The organism is Legionella gratiana (genome assembly GCF_001467695.1).
Taxonomy (GTDB): Bacteria; Pseudomonadota; Gammaproteobacteria; order Legionellales; family Legionellaceae; genus Legionella; species Legionella gratiana.
In genome coordinates, this window is the sequence record NZ_LNYE01000020.1 from 315,042 (window position 1) to 336,670 (window position 21,629).

The following is a 21,629-nucleotide window of genomic DNA, read 5'->3' on the forward strand; positions in this document are numbered from 1 at the left end:
GCATTACTGAGTAGTATCTCCATATATGACCGACTGTTTACCAGGTACGGAGGACTTTGTATTCTTTACTTTAGGAGGTATGGTAACATTTACTACCCACCCCCCCCCGAGTGATTTAATCAAACCTACAGCTGATGCCATTTGTAAGCCGTCTACTTGTACCGCTGTTTGCTCTGCAGCAAGTGCACTGATCTGAGCGGTAAGTATATTAGAGTAAGGCACCGTTCCTGCCTTATATTGATTTTTTGTGAGCTTCAGTACATAGAGCGCATCAGCTGCAGCTTTATCTTGCACGATACTTTGCTGTTCCAGAAGACGCAATGAAATAAGATTATCTTCAACGTCTTGAAATGCAGTGAGTACCACCTGACGATAATTTGCAACCTGAGCTATATATTGTTCCTTTGCTATCCGCACCCCTGCTTTACGGAATCCTCCATCAAAAATTGTTTCTGCTAATTGCATACCCGCAGACCAACTGAATACTGGTTGGTGAAACAGTTCATGTAAACTATTCCCTGCAAGACTTGAAGTGCCTGTTAAGCTCAAAGTTGGAAAGTACGCTGCAATAGCCACTCCAATCAAAGCACTCGCTTGCTGCACCAAACGCTCCGCTTGTGCGATATCCGGCCTACGTTCAAGCCATACGGAAGGAACTTGTAGAGGAATTGGTGGCGGCTTCAATCTTACAACTGCAGGCTTTAATGAAAAATAAGCAGGCGGTCTTCCCATAAGCACAGCAATAGCATGTTCGTATTGACCCCGTAAAATACCATTATTAATTGCTGAAGCCTTAGCTGATTCAAGCTGGATTTGTATCTGCACTACATCAGCGCGAGAAGCAACGCCAGAGGCATATTGATTGCGTGTGAACTGTAATAATTTTTGATAAGCAATTACGGTTTCATCTAAATATTTTTGACTTCTATCCAATGCACGAAGTTCAAAATAGTACTGAGCTAAGGCACCTTGAGCAGATAAACGTATTACACCAATTAAAGCTTCATTAGATTCTGCTAAAGAGAGATTTGCTTCGATATTGCGACGAACAGCACCCCAAATGTCTGGCTCCCAATTTGCATTCAAAAATCCAGTATAAATACTAGTTGTTGCCGCTCTAGGCGTAATATTAGTTGTTGCAGTACCTGCTGTCCCTCCCGACGCGCTGATAATCGATGCCGATCCCCCTGCTTGACGCTGTCTGAATGTACTAACCGCGCCTACTAATGTTGGATATAAGCTGGAACGGGCTTGATCAACAATCGCTAATGATTGGCTGAAATTTGCTTCAGCCTGCACAATGTTTTGATTGTAATGATACAGCTGATCTTCCAAAGCATTTAATACAGGATCATTAAATATTTTCCACCATTCACCACGCTCTATATCATCCTGAGGCTTAATAGGTTTCCAATTCTTACGCGTGACTTCTATTACTTTTTTATCTTGGGCCTCTTTAAATTGTGGTGGCACTACAAGTTTTGGCGGAACATAATTAGGACCAACCATACATGATGAAAGTAATAATACTAAAGTTAAGATCATATACTTTAATAAAAATTGCCTGTTCGGAGTAACATAGACTCTTGGTGAGTACGCTATTCTTGGGTTGAATTTCGCTTCTTCTCGGCTATACAGATTATGAGCGTCCATAGGCACCTCTTAATTTTAACCGTTTCATGAAATTGCGAACCCGTATTCCGGCGGTGTCCATTGTCAAATAAATTACTGGTGTAGTATAGAGTGTTAACAATTGACTCATAATTAACCCCCCCACAATCGCGATCCCTAGTGGACGACGTAATTCAGAACCAACACCAAACCCAATGATTAAAGGCATAGCACCTAATATAGCGGCCATTGTAGTCATCATAATTGGCCGAAAACGCAATAATGCGGCTTCATAGATTGCATCACGTGGCGACTTATTCTCCAGACGCTCCGCTTCCAAAGCAAAATCAATCATCATAATGGCATTTTTTTTCACGATTCCAATCAGAAGAATCATCCCAATAAGAGCAATGATGCTCAGATCAGAGTTGAATAATAATAATGCCAATAAAGCCCCAACCCCTGCTGATGGTAAAGTAGACAAAATCGTTACTGGATGAATCAAACTTTCATAAAGCATACCAAGCACAATATAAACCGCTAAAATAGCAGTCAAAATCAAAAATTTCTCTTTTGCGAACGACTCTTGAAATGCTTGTGCAGTTCCTTGAAATGATCCACGCATCGTTGGTGGTAAATGCAATTTTCCAACCATGGTGGTAATTTTTTTAACAACCCCACCAAGAGATGTCCCTGGTGCTAAATTAAACGAGAACGTTGCTGCAGGAGCTAAACCTTGATGATTTACGGACAATAAGGTGGAACCTGCTTTAAAATGAGCAAATGCAGATAAGGGTACTTCATAGCCTGCCGAGGACTCGATATAGATTTCATCTAAAATGGAAGGATATTGCCAATATTTCTGCGCGACATTCATTACTACATAATATTGATTCATTGGCATATACATGACTGAAATCTGACTTTGTCCAAAGGCATGATAAAGCACTCGGTCAATCTGCTGTGGAGTAATGCCAAAACGTGATGCGGTATCATGATCTACGTTGACATAAAATTGTAATCCATGATTCAGCTGATCATTATTCAAATCAACAATTCCCTGAATTTTTGATAACTGTTCCATAATACGTGGGGTCCAAATCGCAAGATCTTGTAAGTTATCTGCTGAGACTGTGTACTGAAATTGGGCAGCAGCAGCTCGGCCACCAATAGTTAAATCCTGCGCTGACTGCATAAATAAAGTTGCTCCAGTTATTGAAGATAACTTCTTTCGCAAACGAGCGATGATCTGATCGCTCGTAAGGCCATTACCTTGCGGTGGCTTCAAAATGACAAATACAGTTCCAGTATTCGTTGTATTATTACCGGGACCGCTCCCTATAAATGCTGCTACATTTGCTACAGCGGGATCCTGATTAATTTTTGAAACAAATTGGCCTAGCTTTTTTTTCATTGCCTTAAAAGAAATATCCTGATCCGCTCGCAAAGTACCAGCAATCCTGTCTGTATTTTGTTGAGGAAAAAATCCTTTAGGTATAATAATAAATAAATAAACAGTTAAAACAATTGTAGCAAACATAAGAATCAACATGAATCTTGGATGAAAGAGTGCCCAACGTAATCCATTAGCATAACGCATTCGCACTTGTTCCGTAAAACGCATAAAAAAATTGCTTTGCTCTCCTTCATCTTCATGCAACATTCGTGAACACATCATGGGCGTCAGTGTTAATGAAATAACAAGTGAAATCAGTATTGCTATGGATAACGTCACTACAAACTCACGAAATAACCGACCGACAATGCCTCCCATCATTAAAATTGGAATAAATACTGCAATTAAGGAAATACTAATGGAGAGTACCGTAAAACCAATTTCTTTAGAGCCATCAAACGCTGCTTGTAATGGTTTTTTACCCAGTGCAATATGACGTGAAATATTTTCCAATACTACCACAGCATCATCGACTACAAATCCTGTAGAAATGGTTAAAGCCATGAGCGATAAGTTATCTAGACTGTAATTTAATAATTTCATAACCGCAAAAGTTCCAAGCAATGACAAAGGAACAGCAATACCTGGAATCATCATTGCTCTGAAACTTCCAAGAAAGAGATAAGTTACAAAAATGACTAAGCACATAGAAATAAGTAACGTAAGCTCCACATCATGCAATGAAGTTCGAATTGTTGAGGTTCTATCCATTAAAATATTTAATTGGATATCTTTAGGTATAGAAGCTTCAAGTTGAGGTAAGATTTCTCGTACACGATCCACTGTTTTAATCACATTAGCCCCTGGTTGCTTAAATAAAACCAAGAGCACTGCAGGTTTACCATTTGCTAAGCCAGCGGTATGTACATCAGCAACAGAATCATATACATGGGCTACGTCCGACAGGCGCACAGGCTTATTATCAAAATAGCTTATAATCATTGGTGCATATTCTGATGCCTTGAGCATCTGATCATTACTTTTAATTACCGAAACAGTTTTATCATGATTTAATTGTCCTTTTGCCAAATTCACGTTAGCATCAGCAATTGTCGTTGCTAATTGATTGATTCCTATTGAGTATTTATTTAAAGCTGTGGGATTTACGTCAACGCGTACAGCAGGTAATGAACTTCCTCCCACATTCACCTGCCCTACTCCTTCAATACGCAAAATCTTTTGTTGCAATAGAGTGGATGCCACATCATACAATTGTCCCGGGGTAAATTTATCTGACGTCAGTGCAAGAAGCATAATCGGTGCATCAGCTGGGTTCACCTTGCGATAGGTAGGATTATTCGTTAAGTTTGTAGGTAACTGACTCATCGCCGCATTAATCGCTGCTTGGATATCACGTGCTGCACCATCAATATTACGCGACAAATCAAATTGTACGATAATGAGTGTTTGTCCTAAAGTACTCGAAGAAGTGAGCTGAGTAATCCCTGCAATTCGTCCTATCTGCCGTTCTAATGGTGCAGCAACTGAAGTCGCCATTATTTCTGGGCTACCTCCAGGTAACTGAGCTTGTACAGTAATTGTCGGAAAATCTATTTGAGGTAATGGTGCTACAGGTAATAAATTAAATGCAAGAATTCCTGAAAAACTTAAACCTACCGCTAACAAAATTGTTGCGATAGGTTTTTTAATAAATAAGGATGATAGATTCACAATCCAGCCTCCGAAACATCTGGATTGCGCTTACCATAACTCATTACCTTACGCGATATACGATCAAAAGTCAGATAAATAATAGGAGTGGTATATAAAGTAATTAACTGACTCACGATTAAACCACCAATGATAGCAATACCTAGAGGACGACGCAGCTCCCCGCCTATGCCGTGACTTAAAGCTAAAGGAACTGCGCCAAGCATGGAGGCCATAGTAGTCATTAAAATAGGTCTAAAACGTAATAAGGCAGCTTGATAGATTGCATCTTTGGGGTTGAGATTGTATTCTCGTTCTTGTTCCAGCGCAAAATCAATCATCATAATTGCATTTTTTAGGACAATACCAATCAATAAGATAATTGCAATCAAAGCAATAATCGTTAGTTCATTGCCAGTGAGATATAACGCTAATAAAGCGCCCATAGAAGCGGAAGGTAAAGTGGATAAAATGGTTAACGGATGGATGTAACTTTCATAAAGCACACCTAAAATAATATAAACTACTACAACAGCCGCAAATACCAACCAACCTTCATTCGCAAGTGACTTTTGAAAGCTTTTTGTTGTTCCTTGAAAATCAGCCTCTACACTCAATGGCAGATTCAGGCTGTTCTTTGCTGCTTCTATTTGAGTTACTGCATCTCCCAATGCAGCATTGTGAGCAAGATTAAATGAGAGTGTTGCAGAAGGAAATTGATCTTTATGTGCAATCACTAAAGGCGCCACTGTTTGTTTCAAATTGGCAAAAACTTTAATAGGCACGGAACCACTGATGCTAACTCCTGTGGTAGACCCAAGATTTAGGGAACTTGCTACCGATGGATTTGCCACTCTATAAGTCGTTGTAGGAGAATTAGGTACAGATGGTGTAGTCACTGTACTGTTTGGTGTAGTTGTTACAGTAGAATTAATATAGATGTTGTCAAAAGCAACTGTTTCTCTTTGTAACGGAGGGAGCACTTCCAACACTACCCGATATTGGTTACGTTGCGTAAACATAATGGATATCTGCCGCTGCCCAAAAGAATCATATAATGTATCATCAATCATCTGCATTGTAATTCCAAGTCGGTATGCAGTGTCCCTATCAATATGAATTGATGTCACCAATCCATTATTTTGTTGATCCGTATTCACATCTTTCAAAATGGGGATTTGATGCATTTTTTCTAACATTAAATGAGACCATTTGGTAACTTCTTCCTTATCAGGAGCACTAATGCTGTATTGAAATTGGGTGCGACTCGTCAACGTATCTATAGTCAGATCTTGCACGGGCTGCATGTATAAGGTAGCTCCAACCACTTGCTGGACTTTAGACCGCAGACGACTAATCACATCCATAACACCTAGGCGTTCCTCTAAAGGTTTTAAATTAATGAGAATTCGCCCGTTATTTAACGTGACATTTGTACCATCAATACCAATAAACGAGGAAACATTTTCAACAGCAGGATCAGTAAGCACTGCGTCTACTAAAGCTTGTTGACGATTAGCCATTTCTTTAAAAGAAATTGAGTCTGAGGCTACGGAAATTCCTTGGATAACCCCGGTATCCTGAATGGGGAAAAAACCTTTAGGGATGAGATACAATAAAATACTAGTGAAGATAACCGTAATAAAGAAAATCAGCAATATCAAAGGTTGTCGTGAAAGTACCCAATGTAGCGAAACTTTATAACGCTCAATAAGATAATTTAACTTATGTTCTAAAAATCGTTCTAAATTCGTTACCTGGCTTTCACTTTGTGGTTTTAAAATTCGAGAGCAAAGCATAGGAGTTAACGTTAACGAAACAAAAGCTGAAATCGAGATGGTTATTGTTAACGTCAGTGCAAATTCACGAAATAATCGCCCTACTACATCCCCCATAAAGAGTAAGGGAATTAATACTGCAACTAGAGAAATAGATAATGAAATAATAGTAAAACCAATTTGTGCAGCTCCTTTGTGTGCAGCATCTATAGGTTTTTCGCCCATCTCAATGTAGCGCATAATGTTTTCAATCATGACAATTGCATCATCGACTACAAATCCTGCAGCAATCGTTAATCCCATTAAAGTAAGGTTATTTAAGCTAAAACCGAGCAAATACATAAGTCCCAATGTACCCACAAGAGCCAATGGTACGGAAATACTAGGAATAATAGTTGCATATAATTTGCGCAAAAACAGAAAAATCACCATAACAACCAATGCTACTGACAAAAGCAATTCAAACTGGACGTTTTCTACAGAAGCACGAATACTGGTGGTACGATCAGTAAGTATTTTTACATGCATGCCTGCAGGAATTGTTACCTGCATTTGCTGGAGTAGTTTTTTGACTCGCTCCGCTACTTCAATGACATTGGCCCCGGGTTGACGCTGTATGTTGAGAATAATAGCAGGCTCTTTATTCATCCACGCTGCTTGCATGTTATTTTCTGAGCCATCAATAACATGAGCCACATCTGATAAACGAACTGGAGCTCCATTCTGATAAGCAACAATTAATGGACGATAATCAGCAGCAGATAATAATTGATCATTAGAATTAATTGTATATGCTAATCTTGGTCCATCAAAATTTCCTTTCGCTGCATTCACATTAGATGCCATAACTAAAGTACGTATATTTTCCATAGTTAATCCATAAGCTGATAAAGCATCAGGATTTGCTTGAATGCGCACCGCCGGTCTATATCCGCCGCCTATACTCACTAAACCAACACCTAATAACTGAGAAATTTTAGGAACAAGACGTGTTTCTGCATAATCTTCAACTTTAGTTAGAGGTAACGTATTTGTAGTCAAAGCCAAAGTTAAAATAGGTGTATCTGCAGGATTTACTTTACTATATATCGGTGGATTGGGAAGATCAGAAGGTAAGTATCTACTTGCTGCATTAATAGCTTGCTGTACTTCTTGTTCAGCCACATCAAGACTCATATCCAAATTAAATTGTAAGGTAATGATTGATGAGCCTGTTGAACTGTTTGAAGTCATTTGGTCCAATCCCGGCATTTGTCCAAATTGCCGTTCAAGTGGTGCGGTTACTGTCGTACTCATCACATCTGGACTTGCGCCAGGATAAAAAGTAGACACTTGAATTGTTGGATAATCCACCTCCGGTAAAGCTGAAACAGGTAATAATTTGTAGGATAAAACTCCCGTCAGAAAGATAGCAAACATTAATAATGAAGTTGCTATTGCTCTTGCGATAAATGGGCCTGAAATACTCATGTCACCCCAATTTAGAATCGGCAATATTGGCTGTTTTAACAGATATGTTTTTAGGATGCTCCGTTTGTATCAGCACCTTAGATCCGTTAATTAACTTATCAGCACCATTAATTACAATTTTTTGACCAGGTAATAAGCCCCTTTTAATGACAGTATCATCATCAATGGTGGGTCCCATTATAATTTTTTGGGCGGTTACCGTTTGATCTGAATTAAGAACATAAACAAAATCTTCTGTTGTTGTATGTTGCACAGCAGCTGTAGGTACAACTGTAGCGTTATGCAACGTTTCGACCAATATTTTTACATTCACAAACTGATTAGGAAATAATTTTTTTTCCTCGTTATTAAATACAGCGCGCAACTTTACTGTTCCGGTAGTTGTACTAATTTGGTTATCTAAAGCCAACAATGTTCCTTTTGCGAGTAAATGCTCTTGTTGTCTATCATAAGCACTGACTTCCATTTCCTTACCGCTATAGGCTTGAGGAGCAATTTGTGGTACATAATCTTCTGCAATTGGAAAAATCACAGTAATTGGATCCATGGTAGTAATAACAGCGATACTTTGTGTGCTTGAAACTTGTACCACATTACCTGGATCAATGAGCCGCAATCCTATTCGTCCATCAATTGGCGAAATTATATTGCAATAAATGAGATTAATTTTAGTACTTTGAATTAACCCTAAATCTGTTTTAACGCTTCCCTCATATTGTTCTACTAATGCTTGTTGTGTCGCTAATGTTTGCTGCGAAATTGAGTCTTCTTGCCATAATTTTTGATAACGTTTTAAGTCAATTCTTGCATTGGCTAATAACGCTGAGTCTCTTTCTAAGTTTCCTTCATATTGTGTCAGTAATGCTTCATAAGGGCGTGGATCAATTTGCGCCAACAATTGACCTTTTTTGACTAATTGTCCTTCTTTAAATAGCACTTTCATCAATATGCCGCTAATTTGAGATTGAACAGACACAGTATAAACTGGTGCTACTGTACCTAAAGCTGGAAGATAAATAGGGACATCGCGAGTTGTAGAAACTCCAGCAACTACAGGAATAGGTTTAGAGCCAATATCTTTCGGTTTTTTATTGACAAAATAGAACCACAATAAGACAATCAACGTAATTAAAATAATGATCAGTCCTAAAGAGCTCTCTGACGGAAATCGGTCCCGCCAAAATTTAGAAATCACCATTTTTTTTTTATTTTTGACAGGCGATGCTTCTCCTTCCATAAAAACGACGTTCCTTACACGTATTAATCGAATTCATCATAACGAATTTTTGTTTAGGTAGCAAAAAAAATCGTAATGACCAAGAAGCATTCTATGTTTCGTTATCCCTGAAAAAAAGTAAGATAACCACTATACTTTCAATAATGATCAATTAAATACCTGATAGATTAATTATAGATCAAGGAGTTTGTATGGAAATTAAAGCTTTTCAGTTCTATAAAAACAAAGGATGGAGCTTAAAAAAATTTCCCGAACTCGATTCAACTAATACTCTGGTTCTCATTTTTGCTGCCCCAGAATTCTATGATTTTCATGAGCCAATAGTGCAATTAGCTGATTTTTATTCCCAATCAAAAATAGTGGGTTGCTCTACGGCAGGTGAAATTTTTGGGAATTGTCTTTTTGATCAAAGTATTTCTGTTGTGGTGGCAAAATTCGCTCATACAACTTTAAAACTTGCAAAAGCTCAAGTAAATCAGAGTAGCGAATCAAAAAATACAGGCAGGTTAATTGCAGATCAATTAAAAGAAACTCGTTTACGCAGTATTTTTGTACTTTCTGATGGACTTAACGTAAATGGTTCTGAATTAGTAAAGGGTTTAAATACAGCTAATGAATCTAATAATCTAATTATTACTGGTGGCTTAGCAGGTGATGGGAGTAATTTTAAAAGAACATGGACCATATTAAATAATCAAATTCTCGATAATTACGTTGTAGCTGTTGGCTTTTATGGTTCAAAAATTCAGATCGGCCATGCCTCAAAAGGAGGATGGGATATTTTTGGCCCTATTCGTCGGATTACTCGGTCTGAAGCCAATGTTTTATACGAACTTGACTATCAACCCGCCCTGCAACTTTATAAGGAATATTTAGGTGAAAAAGCTTCTGAATTACCCTCTTCAGGATTGCTTTATCCTTTAGCGATTCATGATCCGAATGCTCATGATGATACACAATTGGTCCGCACCATTTTAGCAGTTAATGAAAAAGAACAATCTCTGGTCTTTGCTGGTGATATCCCAACTGGATGGCATGCCCAATTAATGCGAGCCAATTTTGATCGCTTAATTGACAGTGCTCATGAAGCAGGAAACTTAGCGAATAAGCGCATGTTTTTAAATGGTTTTAAAAAATTAGGCCCGGTTCTTGCAATTGATATTAGCTGTGTGGGAAGAAGACTTCTATTAGGAGGAAGAACGGAAGAGGAAATTGAATCCACTTTATCCGCACTACCTGAAGGTTCAATCCAGATAGGGTTTTATTCTTATGGTGAATTATCACCTTTTGCCGTTGGAAATTGCGAGTTACATAACCAAACAATGACAATTACCACAATACATGAACTATAAAATGATTATGGACATTCATAAATTATTAAAGAGACAGCTTGCACGGTCGAAAATTGATCCCAATCAAAACCCGGAAAGTACGGAACAATGGATAACCTTTTTAAATCAAATTAATAATACTTATATCGATGTAGATCAAGAGCGTTATATGCATGAACGCTCCATAGCAATTTCTTCTCGAGAAATGATGAACTTAAATGAAAAACTGGAACGTGCGCAACATATTGCTGGATTAGGATATTGGTCCTATGACGGAAATACTGATTATACTATTTGGTCAAACGAATTATTCAATTTATTTCATTTAAATCCAATTCACAAACCTCCTACATTTAATGAATTTATCGAATTGATTCACGAGCAAGACCGATTTGATTTTGTTCAAAAAGTAGAAAAAGCTTTAAATGAAAAAATAGATTATGAGTGTGAGATACGGGTAAAAAATCCTGATGGTTCGTACCACTGGTATCGAACAATTGGCCAATGTCTGCATGCTGATAAGCAGCTTACTGGTATTGTGATTGATATTCATAAAAATAAAATAGCTGAAGAAAAAATTAAAGAATTGAATCAACAAATTTCATCCGCCGCGCGTCGAGCTGGAATGGCTGAAGTTGCAACCACTATTCTCCACAACGTTGGAAATATTTTGAACAGCTCTAATGTTTCAATTACTTTACTAAAAAACAGTTATAAACAAGCTTATTATAAAAAACTACTGAGAATCCTGACAATAATAGAGCAACATCAAACTGATTTAGCTCATTTTTTAATACATGATCCTAAAGGAATGATCATCCCCCAATTTTTATTATCGCTTTCTAAAGTTATCCTAGAAGAAGAAGAAAAAAATAATATTGAAATTGATAACTTACAGCACAACTTGCAACATATTAATCAAATAGTAGATATGCAAAAATCAATTGGTGGGCTCTCAAGCTTTAAGGAGTCGGTTTATGTTCCTGAATTAATTGATATTGCATTAAATATCACGATGAATTCTTCCAGAAAAGACATTGAGATCATCAAAGAATTTAAACCTGCTCCGTTGATATTTGTTGATAAAGCCAAACTTTTGCACATTTTAATTAATTTGATTCAAAACGCCAAAGATTCTGTACTCGAAAAAACATCTAATCCAACAAAAAAAATCGAAATAAGCTTGCAAAAAATAACTAAGAATTCAGTACAAATAATGATTAAAGATAATGGAATTGGCATCAGAATAGAAAATTTGCACCATATTTTTGCCTTTGGATTTACCACTAAAGAAAACGGTCATGGCTTTGGTTTGCATAGTTCAGCATTATCTGCCAAAGAAATGGGAGGAACACTCCTTGCCGAAAGTCAGGGAGAAGGATATGGCGCACAATTTATACTGACATTACCCATCACTGATTCAAAGAAACAAGGAGAAATTTATGGGTGATATACCATTACACGTTATGATTATTGATGATAACCCTTCTATTCATATGGATTTTATTAAAGTTCTTACCTCCTCAAATACCAGAGCTAAGCTCGATTATTTTGAACAACAATTATTTGATGAACCTCTTTTAAATGAATTAGAGAGTTCCGATATGAATAATTTTTTACCTAAATTTATTTTTAATACAGCATACCAAGGATATGAAGCAATAAAAAAAATAAAACAAGATTTAGAGAAGGGAATACATTATGCCTTAGCTTTTGTCGATATAAGAATGCCTCCGGGCTGGGACGGAATTACGACTATCAAGCAAATGTGGAAAATTGATCCTGATATTCAAGTGGTGATTTGTACCGCGTATTCTGATTACAGTTGGGAGGAAACAGTCAATGAATTAGGAATGGATGACAATTATCTTATTTTGAAAAAACCATTCGATGTAGTTGCAGTAAGACAACTGGCTTGCGCTCTAACAAAAAAATGGATTTTGGCGAATAATGCAAAACAGCATGAGAAAATACTACAACAAACTATTGCAGAACAAACCGAATCGTTACAACAATCTTTATCGATTTTACGTTCAACTTTTGAATCGTCTACCGATGGAATTTTAGTCACTGATTTAAATTATAAAATTATTGATTGTAATTCTAGATTTGTTTCGATGTGGAGTATTCCAAAACCCATGTTAGAAACTAATGATGGAGCGATCCTCTTATATTACATGCTCAATCAGCTCTTTAAACCTAAAAAATATTTGGAAGACATTAACCGTCTTAAAAAAATCTCGATGAAATCGGTAGAAACATAGTGTCTTTTAGAAACGGAAAAATACTCGAGTGCTATTCTCTTCCACATCGATTAAATGATATTATCATTGGACGTGTATGGAGTTTTCGTGATATTACCGAACGCGCCAATCTTGAAAAAGAACTTACCTATCAAGCACTGCATGATCCACTAACCCAATTACCAAATCGCTCTTTATTAATCGATAGAATACGAGAGAGCATCGACAATGCAAAAAGTCAAAAACAAAAATTCGCAATACTTTATTTTGATTTAGATCGATTTAAATTAGTCAATGACAGTTTATCCCATGAAGTTGGAGATAAATTATTACGTATGATTGGACAAAGGTGGAGCTTATTAATTCGAAAAGGAGATACCCTTGCAAGAATGGGTGGAGATGAATTTGTAATGATTTGTCAAAACATTGAGGAAAACAATATTTATGCCATTGCTAATAAGATTTTAAACTCTATGAAGGAACCCTTTAAAATTGCAAATCGGGATTTATTTATAACTACTGCTTTAGGAATAAGTATCTATCCTAAAGATGGAGAAACAGCGAATGATCTATTAAAGAATGCTGATTTAGCAATGTATCAAGCAAAAGAACACGGAGGAAACCAATTTTCTTTTTATGACGTTCAATTATATGAACACAACAAACAATGTTTTTTATTGGAAACGGAGTTACATAGTGCACTGAAAAATAAAGAATTTTTTTTGGTATACCAACCATTGTTTACTATTGATCAAGAAGGATTATTATCTGTTGAAGCATTAATACGATGGAATCATCCAGAAAGAGGTTTATTGCAGCCTATGGATTTTATTCCATTTTCTGAAGATACTGGTTTAATTATACCTCTTGGTGAATGGATTCTTAGAGAAGTGTGCCAACAAATAAACTTTTGGCATAAAAAAAACCTGCCTTATGTTCGTGTTGCTGTAAACATTACTTCCCGACAATTGAGACAACCTAACTTCATTGATTTTGTTAAAGAACTTTTAAAGGAACATCATCTTACTCCGCAACATTTAGAATTTGAAATTTCAGAAAATGTTGTTATAACGCATCAAGATATTATTCACATGCTGAATCAGCTGAAACAACTGGGCATTAAAATCGCCCTCGATGATTTTGGAACTGGGAACTCAAGTATCAGTTATCTAAAACAACTGCACATTGATTGCATAAAGATAGATCAGTCATTTGTCCAAAATATATCAACATCACATAGTGATGAGGTCATTATAAAAGCGATTATCTCTATGGCACGAAGTTTTAATTTTAAAGTACTCGCTGAAGGAGTAGAAAGTCAAAAACAATTGGATTTTTTAAAAAAACAACATTGCGATGAAGTTCAGGGATTTCTTTTTAGTGAACCGCTAACACCAAAGGGAATTGAACAATATTTAAAAAAACACCAAACTTTAAAAAAATCGTATTAACCTAAATTTAGCAGTTGAATCTAGGGTGCCAAATTTAAGTTAAACAGCTAATACTTCAGGACGAATTCCCATCCATTGATTTAATGGTGATAAATCCGGATTAATCATACCCTCAACTGGAAGATAGAATGTTTGTTCCAGTAAATATTGACCACTAAGTGCCGCGTGCGACACATGGTCGGTAAACACTATCCAAGTACTTTGAGCTGGAAAATCAATTTGTATCTTTTGAGCTTTTGCTTGATACGCATCATCAAGTTTCATTGTATCATGTAAATGCAACATGTAATGATCATAAGGAGAACGCAAAGTTTTGGTTGCTTTAACGAGTTTTAGAATCCTTGCTTTGATTTTACTGTAAGAAGCAATTTGGGGTGCAAAACGATGAAGCACCTCAGTAAATGGTTCACCAAGATTCCAAATTCGAGGTTCGTTATTGGGGTTTACATTACAAAAAACACGTAAAATTCTTAAACCATGGACAGGGCTTGCTGAAAATGAATCTACATGTAAACGAGTATCATCTTTACGTTTTGAAGAAACACGTCCATGAATTTGCGCCGGCCTAAAGCTTGTTCTTCCCCATTGTAGGTAAGGTACATAAGAAGGAAGAACAGTCTGAATTAATTGGTGTGCAAACTCAGCATACCCATACATCATCTGTGACAGTTTTTCATTCAAACCATCAATCTCTTTTTTATAAGCGCCGAGCTTTTCATTACGTATATCGTAGCTTATATTTTTACGACTCCCATCGAGGACATTTTCAGAGAATAAAATTGGATCCACAGCGCTATAAAAGTATTGAGGGAAAAATAAAACTTTGCCTTCCTCCAATCGATTAATACTTTCCTGATGATTAATTTGCTCTATATTTTGTGTAAATAAGTAGGAATTCATTCATTTTACCCTAAAGTAAGTTCACTATAAAAAATAATGTGTATTTTTATGCGAACTGTTCTAGTTATAAAACTGGGATAACGTTCGTTTAACGCTATATAAAGACCTTACCATGCCTTTTATGGCGAACTCACGTTAAATAAATATGTAATCTAGTAAAAATTTAATACTATATCGAATATAATCTATAGCCCAAAAATCAGATTTCAGTTTAGCCTTGGATCATACCATGTTACTTTGTCCTTGTGGATCACAAAATACTTATGAATTATGTTGTGGTTTGTATCTTGATAATCATGAGCTACCGCAAACTCCTGAGCAATTGATGCGTTCACGATATACTGCATACAGCTTAGGAAAAATTGATTACATCAAAAGTACTATGAAAGGTAAAGCCCTGATAGGTTTTAATGAGTTTGAAGCGGTGCAATGGGCGAAAAGCGTTACATGGATCGGCTTAACAGTGATTAAGTCATCTCTGTCTACCCCACATATAGGCTTTGTCGAATTTGCCGCACGCTTTTGGGAACGCAATCAGATGAAAATCATTCATGAGTTAAGTGAGTTTCATCAAGAAAACGGTCGTTGGTATTATATAAGTGGCGTACATAAACCAACTTCAAATAAAATCCATAAGCCTCAAATTGCCCGTAACGCGCCTTGTCCTTGTGGCAGTGGCAAGAAATTTAAGAACTGCCATGCCAAATAACAATCAGGTTTAATTATGAATAATCACATACTACTTAATACATTCATTTTTTTAGTATCAGCGAGTATTATGGTTCCTATTGCTAGCCGATTCAAACTAGGATCAGTATTAGGATATCTTACTGTTGGTATCCTTATTGGGCCTTTCGGATTCAAACTCATCGAAAACACAGAGCAAATTATGAATTTTGGTGAGTTTGGAGTAATTATGATGCTCTTCCTAATCGGTTTGGAAGTAGAACCTGCTATGTTATGGAAACTCCGTAGACTCATTGTAGGCTTGGGGGGATTACAAGTTCTTTTAACCACGTGCATACTCACTGCGATCGGACTCATATTAGGCTATGCATGGCAAGCAACCTTAGCAATAAGTATGGCTTTATCGCTATCATCCACAGCCCTTGTTTTACAAATGCTGCAAGAAAAAAATCTATTGAAAACAGCCGAAGGTGAAACGTCATTTGCCGTCTTGTTATTTCAAGACATTGCCGTAATTCCTATATTAATTATCATTCCCCTCCTCGTACCACATGGAGTTGTTAAAATCAACATCAATGAGGCAGCATTCATTATGCATTTTCCTAGATGGATACATGCTCTTTTAGTTGCTGGAGTAGTAGGAACCGTTATTTTAATTGGCCACTTTTTGTCTCGACATTTATTCTTCTTTATTGCAAAAGCAAACCTGCGCGAAGTATTTACTGCCTTTTCTCTTGCTTTAGTGGTAGGAATTACTTTGTTAATGGAATTAATAGGAGTATCCCCTGCTTTAGGTGCATTTATTGCAGGTGTTGTGTTGGCTAACTCCGAATACAAACATGCAGTTGATGCAGATATTCAACCGTTCAAAGGAATTTTACTCGGATTATTTTTTGTCTCTGTAGGAATGGGAATGAATTTTTCTCTATTTTCTCATAAAGCGATGCTCATTCTTACAGCAGTACTTGCATTAATTAGTATCAAAGCGCTTATTCTTTCTATTTTAGGACGTATCTTTGATTTAACCAAATTACAAACTTTGGGATTTGCTTTTGCTTTATCCCAGGGTAGTGAATTTGCCTTCGTATTATTTGACTATGCCAGTAAAACTAAAGTAATAAGTAATGATAACGCCTCATTTTGCACTCTTGTTGTTGCATTATCGATGCTTGCCACACCTTTTTTATTGCTTATTTATCATCGCTTTATTGTGCCTAAATTTATGAGTATCTTACCTGAACGCGAATATGACTCGATTAATGAAAAAAATGGGATTATTCTCGCAGGTTATGGGCGTTTTGGCCAAATAATTGGTCGTTTGCTCAATGGAGAAAAAATTAAATTTACGGTATTGGAAAAAAATCCCGAGCAAATAGAATTACTTCGAAAATACGGATACATTGGGCATTTTGGTGATGCAAGCCGTTTAGATTTGTTGGAAAGTGCTGGAGCTGGGCATGCAAAATTGTTAATTGTAACTGTAGGGAATCCTGACGCAAATCTAAAAATTGTCGAGTTAGCCAAACAACATTTCCCTCACCTCAAAATTTATGCGAGAGCTCGTAATCGTCGCCATGCATATGAACTGCATCGAGCGGGTGTTGATTATTTTATTAGAGAATTATTTGATTCTTCTTTAACTATGACCAAAGAAATTATGAAATTTCTAGGCTATAAATCCGAAGAGATTCAGAAAAAAACGACTGCCTTCAAAAAGCATGATGAAACAACATTGATTCAATCATTTGATTTTTTTGACAAAGAAAGCGACTTGATCAATTTTTCGCGTCAGGCCAAAGGTGAATTAGAACGTATTCTTCGATCAAATTAAGGGAGTAATCGCAGTAAATGATCAACCTTCAACACATTTCTTTGAAAACTTTTCTGAGTGACTATTGGCAGAAAAAACCGCTAGTGATTCGTAACGCTTTGCCCGATTTCACTCATCCATTATCTCCTGATGAACTTGCCGGACTTGCATTGGAAGAAGATATTGAAAGCCGTTTAGTCTTTGAAACTCCTAATGAAAAACCCTATTGGCATTTGAAACATGGTCCATTTTCCGTAAAAGATTTTAGTATCTTACCACCAACGCATTGGACCTTACTCGTGCAGGGAGTAGATCGCTTAATTCCTGAGGTTTATGCCCTGCTCGATCATTTTAATTTCATTCCGCAATGGCGGATTGACGATATTATGATTAGCTACGCTGTTCTGCATGGTAGTGTTGGACCTCATTATGACAACTATGATGTTTTTTTATATCAAGCCAAAGGAAGACGTGAATGGTCCCTTACTACCAAAAATTGTAATAGCCAAAACTATAGGAATGGCCTTGAATTACGAATCATGAATCAATTTGATATCGAAGAATGTATTATTCTTGAAGAAGGAGATATGTTGTACCTTCCTCCACATGTAGGCCATTATGGTATCTCCCTATCTGATGAATGCATGACTTATTCTTTTGGCTATCGTAGCTACCAAGGACAAGAGTTACTAGAAAGTTTTAGTGATTATTTATCGGAACAAGGCTTATTCAAAAATCTATATCAAGATCCCGACTGGTCCAATTTGCAAGATACATCTGAAATCATCCCCTCTGCTTGGCTAAATGCACAAAAGCTATTACACCAATTAATTAATGATGAAAAAATAATGCAATCCTGGTTTGGATGCTTTGCTACACGGCTGGATCAACAAGCAGAACTCCAATTACCCACTCCATTAGAAGACGATGAACTCATTGATTTACCTGGCTTTATGGATGAAATAAAAGCCGGATTAAATCTTGTAAGAAATGCCTCATGCCGATTTGCGTATCGAAATAAAAATAAGCACGCTGAATATCAATTTTATGTCAATGGGAGTACATGGGATGTAGATGGAGTCCATCAGAATTTACTGCGTTATATTGCTAATAACCGCTACTTATCCTATAAAATGCTAAGCACTTATTTAAATACAAAAGAAAATCAATTGTTTATTTATAATTTATGGAAATTGCAATGGCTGCATGCTGAAGAAAATTTGATGTAAATTGGTTAAATTCAAAAACTTAGAGTATAGTTAATATACAGGTGATAACAAGGATAAGTATGAAAAAAATAATAATGGCTGTAATTTTAGTGTGTTCAGCTGCCTTTATGGCTAACTGTTCAAGTAATCCATGTTGCGGAACTTGTGCTACAGATTGTGGGGGTTGTGGCGGTTGCAATGGAAGTTGGTATTAAAACAAAGCATGGAGAAAGCGCAATGTAACCCAGTTCATTGCGCTTCATAAAGTTTAACCAATATTTTCACGCTGGATGGATGGAACTCTCAATTGACCAAGATTAATTTTGTGACTAAATAAAGTAATCAATGCACCCGCTAAAACTAAAACAATACCAACTACGCCCCAAAGCTGAACTTTTTCATCCAAAAGTAATACACCAAAAATCACTACAAATACTGGCTCTAAAACAGATAAGATAGAAGCTTTTTCTGAGCTAATATATTTCAAACTATACAACAATAATAAAATGGGTATTACAGTTGCAATAATAGCGATTCCAAGTAAATGATACCAAACAGTAAAGGAAGTTGGGATGACAAAAGAGTGATCAAAAAATGAAACAAAGAAACTCGTTACCGTACATCCCAAACAAACCATGAATGTTGACATATTTGGAGAGAGTACATTTTGTTTGCTCCCTATGATATAGCAGGCATAAAAAAAAGCAGAGGCAATAGCTAATACCATCCCCCAAAAATTAAATGATGCATCCAAATCCACCATTAATACCATACCGCTTAAAATAATCAGGATAGCCAAATAATAAATTTGTGGGATCAACTGACCATAAAAAAAATAATTCAAGAGCATAATAACAACAGGATAAGTAAAAAAGATTACCATCGCTAATCCTGAGCCTATATAAAGAGACGCTAAAAAATAAAGCCACGTTGATATCCCATAAAAGAATACCCCCGTTAGAAACGCAATAAACATGTTTTTGTAAGAGTCTCTACTGCTTTTTATATTTGGAAGCATAATAAACAAAATAATAATGCTTGAAATCAAAAAACGCCAAAAAAGCATGGTACTCGCGGACAAATGACCATTAATGGCACTTAAACCAAAATAGCCAATAAAACTGTAAAGAAACCCGGAAAGGATAGCATAAGTAGAACCTCGATATTCTTGATTTATCATCATGATAATTACTGCCTGATAAGTGGTTTAAAAAATAAACAATATAGTGCTCAAATTGATAATACTAATGAGAAAAAACACGACACGAAATAAAAAAGCACAAAATTCTTCTGCATAATATCATATTGAAAATAAAAAATACATAATGTATTATTTGGCAACTTTTCCTGGAATTACTTAGCTATGCTTCGTGTTTTGCTCTTTATCTCTTTCCTCTTTGCAATAGTTGGGGTTCACGCTGAATCTCCTTCATGTTCTGAGTATCAATGTATTGCAGTGGTCGATGCGGGAAGTACAGGTTCAAGAGCACATATTTTTGCCTATGATCTCGATGAAACCAATACCCCATCTCACATTCATGAAATCTGGTCTAAAAAAATTAAGCCTGGGCTTGCAACAATTGAAGCAAATGCAAATACCATAGATGCCTATCTGACCATCCTTTTCTCTGGGGCCCCTATCCAAAACATGCCCGTTTATTTTTACGCAACAGGGGGAATGCGTCTTATACCACAAACCAAACAAAAACTTTATTATAAGGAAATACAAAATTGGTTTAACCAACAATCGGTGTGGCAACTTATTGAAGCAAAAACCATTACAGGAAACGATGAGGCTTTATACGATTGGCTTGCTGTAAATTATCATATAGGTACACTTAAATCGTCTTCTACAGCACCTATAGGGGTCATGGATATTGGTGGAGCCTCGGTGCAAATCGTTTTCCCAATACAAAAAAATGCTGAAACTAATAAAAGTTCGCAAGTAGAATTAGATCTTTATGGCAAACATATTCATCTGTTCGTTCATAGTTTTCTCGGACTTGGGCAGAACGAAATGACCCACCAATTACTTGATACAAACTCATGCTTTTCAGACGGTTACCCTCTTCCTGATGGTAATTTTGGACAGGGAGATGCTGTCATATGTCAGCAGGAAGTATCTTCATTGATTAATCGAGTACACAAAGTCCAAAATGAAGTACAACCTACCCTTTCTGCCAACCGTATTAGCAACTGGTACGCTATCGGAGGATTAGCAAATCTTGCAGAAAGCAAACCATTCCAATTTCAAAACAATCAAATAACCAATCAAGATTTATTACAACAAGCAAACACTCTGATTTGTCATCAACAATGGGAGGGCCTGAGTAATCAATTTCCTGATAATGAATATATAGAATCGTTCTGTCTTTTACCTGCGTTCTATTATGCGTTAATGGTCGACGGTTATGGAATCTCGGCAAATCAATCTGTAAGTTATATTCCTTCAACAATAAATCTTGATTGGACCTTGGGAGTGGTACTCCATCATTAACCTGAATCTTCTACACATCTTGTCTATCGCAAATAAAACAGGATCAAATTATTTCTTTTGCGGAAAGAAACGGTATTGAGAGCATCGTCACCCTCTGCGCAAGCAGGGGGTCTCGTAAGCGTATGACTGCAAAGTGAAGTTAGAGCAAAGCTTTGTTACTTTTAGACCTTCCGCTGTTGCGGAAGGCGACGGTATTGAGAAGTCCGTCACCCTCTTCGCAAGCAGGGGGTCTCGTAAGCGTATGACTGCAAGGTGAAGTTTAGAGCAAAGATTTGTTACTTTTAGACCTTCCGCTGTTAC

14 protein-coding genes are annotated in these 21,629 nt (G+C 36.6%); 8 read left to right on the plus strand and 6 right to left on the minus strand.

Annotated features, from left to right (window positions below; translation table 11 throughout):
• Nucleotides 1–3: 3 nt before the first annotated feature.
• From Lgra_RS06210 to Lgra_RS06225, 4 genes are read right to left on the minus strand one after another with little or no spacing between them, the layout of a single operon-like run.
• A complete protein-coding gene (locus Lgra_RS06210) occupies nucleotides 4–1,653 on the minus strand; it encodes an efflux transporter outer membrane subunit (protein WP_058498393.1) in 1,650 nt (549 codons plus the stop codon).
• The gene (locus Lgra_RS06215; RefSeq protein ID WP_058498394.1) at nucleotides 1,640–4,738 is read right to left on the minus strand and encodes an efflux RND transporter permease subunit; all 3,099 of its coding nucleotides are present in this window, start codon (nucleotides 4,736–4,738) and stop codon (nucleotides 1,640–1,642) included. Before Lgra_RS06215 ends, Lgra_RS06210 begins: the two co-directional genes overlap by 14 nt.
• A complete protein-coding gene (locus tag Lgra_RS06220) occupies nucleotides 4,735–7,965 on the minus strand; it encodes an efflux RND transporter permease subunit (RefSeq protein ID WP_058498395.1) in 3,231 nt (1,076 codons plus the stop codon). The genes Lgra_RS06215 and Lgra_RS06220 overlap by 4 nt, the downstream gene beginning before the upstream one ends.
• 1 nt (nucleotide 7,966) lies before the next feature.
• Nucleotides 7,967–9,202 (minus strand): efflux RND transporter periplasmic adaptor subunit, encoded by a 1,236-nt coding sequence (locus Lgra_RS06225; RefSeq protein WP_058498396.1) that lies wholly within the window; start codon nucleotides 9,200–9,202, stop codon nucleotides 7,967–7,969.
• Nucleotides 9,203–9,393: 191 nt separating this feature from the next.
• Here Lgra_RS06225 and Lgra_RS06230 point away from each other — a divergent pair, with 191 nt between their 5' ends.
• Genes Lgra_RS06230 through Lgra_RS18255 form a run of 4 tightly spaced genes read left to right on the plus strand, consistent with a single transcriptional unit; the run spans nucleotide 9,394 to nucleotide 14,227 of the window.
• Nucleotides 9,394–10,554, plus strand: coding sequence for an FIST signal transduction protein (locus Lgra_RS06230; RefSeq protein ID WP_058498397.1), 1,161 nt, complete (start codon nucleotides 9,394–9,396; stop codon nucleotides 10,552–10,554).
• Nucleotide 10,555: 1 nt separating this feature from the next.
• Nucleotides 10,556–11,983, plus strand: coding sequence for an ATP-binding protein (locus tag Lgra_RS06235; RefSeq protein ID WP_238584376.1), 1,428 nt, complete (start codon nucleotides 10,556–10,558; stop codon nucleotides 11,981–11,983).
• The gene (locus Lgra_RS18250) at nucleotides 11,976–12,797 is read left to right on the plus strand and encodes a response regulator (RefSeq protein ID WP_238584377.1); all 822 of its coding nucleotides are present in this window, start codon (nucleotides 11,976–11,978) and stop codon (nucleotides 12,795–12,797) included. The genes Lgra_RS06235 and Lgra_RS18250 overlap by 8 nt, the downstream gene beginning before the upstream one ends.
• Nucleotides 12,797–14,227 carry a putative bifunctional diguanylate cyclase/phosphodiesterase gene (locus Lgra_RS18255; protein WP_238584378.1) on the plus strand — a complete coding sequence of 477 codons (1,431 nt, stop codon included), beginning with the start codon at nucleotides 12,797–12,799 and terminating at the stop codon, nucleotides 14,225–14,227. The genes Lgra_RS18250 and Lgra_RS18255 overlap by 1 nt, the downstream gene beginning before the upstream one ends.
• Nucleotides 14,228–14,266: 39 nt before the next feature.
• Here Lgra_RS18255 and Lgra_RS06245 read toward each other — a convergent pair whose 3' ends face one another.
• Entirely contained in the window at nucleotides 14,267–15,127 is an 861-nt protein-coding gene (locus Lgra_RS06245) for a Kdo hydroxylase KdoO (protein WP_058498398.1), read from the minus strand.
• Nucleotides 15,128–15,356: 229 nt separating this feature from the next.
• Between Lgra_RS06245 and Lgra_RS06250 the strand changes: the two genes are divergently transcribed.
• From Lgra_RS06250 to Lgra_RS06260, 3 genes are read left to right on the plus strand one after another with little or no spacing between them, the layout of a single operon-like run.
• Nucleotides 15,357–15,836, plus strand: coding sequence for a YchJ family protein (locus Lgra_RS06250; protein ID WP_058498399.1), 480 nt, complete (start codon nucleotides 15,357–15,359; stop codon nucleotides 15,834–15,836).
• 15 nt (nucleotides 15,837–15,851) lie between these two features.
• Nucleotides 15,852–17,645, plus strand: a complete 1,794-nt coding sequence (locus Lgra_RS06255; protein WP_058498400.1) for a monovalent cation:proton antiporter-2 (CPA2) family protein — start codon at nucleotides 15,852–15,854, stop codon at nucleotides 17,643–17,645.
• A 17-nt stretch (nucleotides 17,646–17,662) separates the two neighbouring features.
• Nucleotides 17,663–18,853, plus strand: coding sequence for a cupin domain-containing protein (locus Lgra_RS06260; protein ID WP_058498401.1), 1,191 nt, complete (start codon nucleotides 17,663–17,665; stop codon nucleotides 18,851–18,853).
• A gap of 247 nt (nucleotides 18,854–19,100) precedes the next feature.
• On the opposite strand, the gene Lgra_RS06265 is transcribed toward Lgra_RS06260, so the two are convergent.
• Entirely contained in the window at nucleotides 19,101–20,012 is a 912-nt protein-coding gene (locus Lgra_RS06265) for a DMT family transporter (protein WP_172468421.1), read from the minus strand.
• A gap of 183 nt (nucleotides 20,013–20,195) precedes the next feature.
• Here Lgra_RS06265 and Lgra_RS06270 point away from each other — a divergent pair, with 183 nt between their 5' ends.
• On the plus strand, nucleotides 20,196–21,329 hold the full coding sequence (locus Lgra_RS06270) for an acetate and sugar kinases/Hsc70/actin family protein (protein WP_058498403.1): 1,134 nt from the start codon (nucleotides 20,196–20,198) through the stop codon (nucleotides 21,327–21,329).
• The last annotated feature ends 300 nt before the right edge of the window (nucleotides 21,330–21,629 follow it).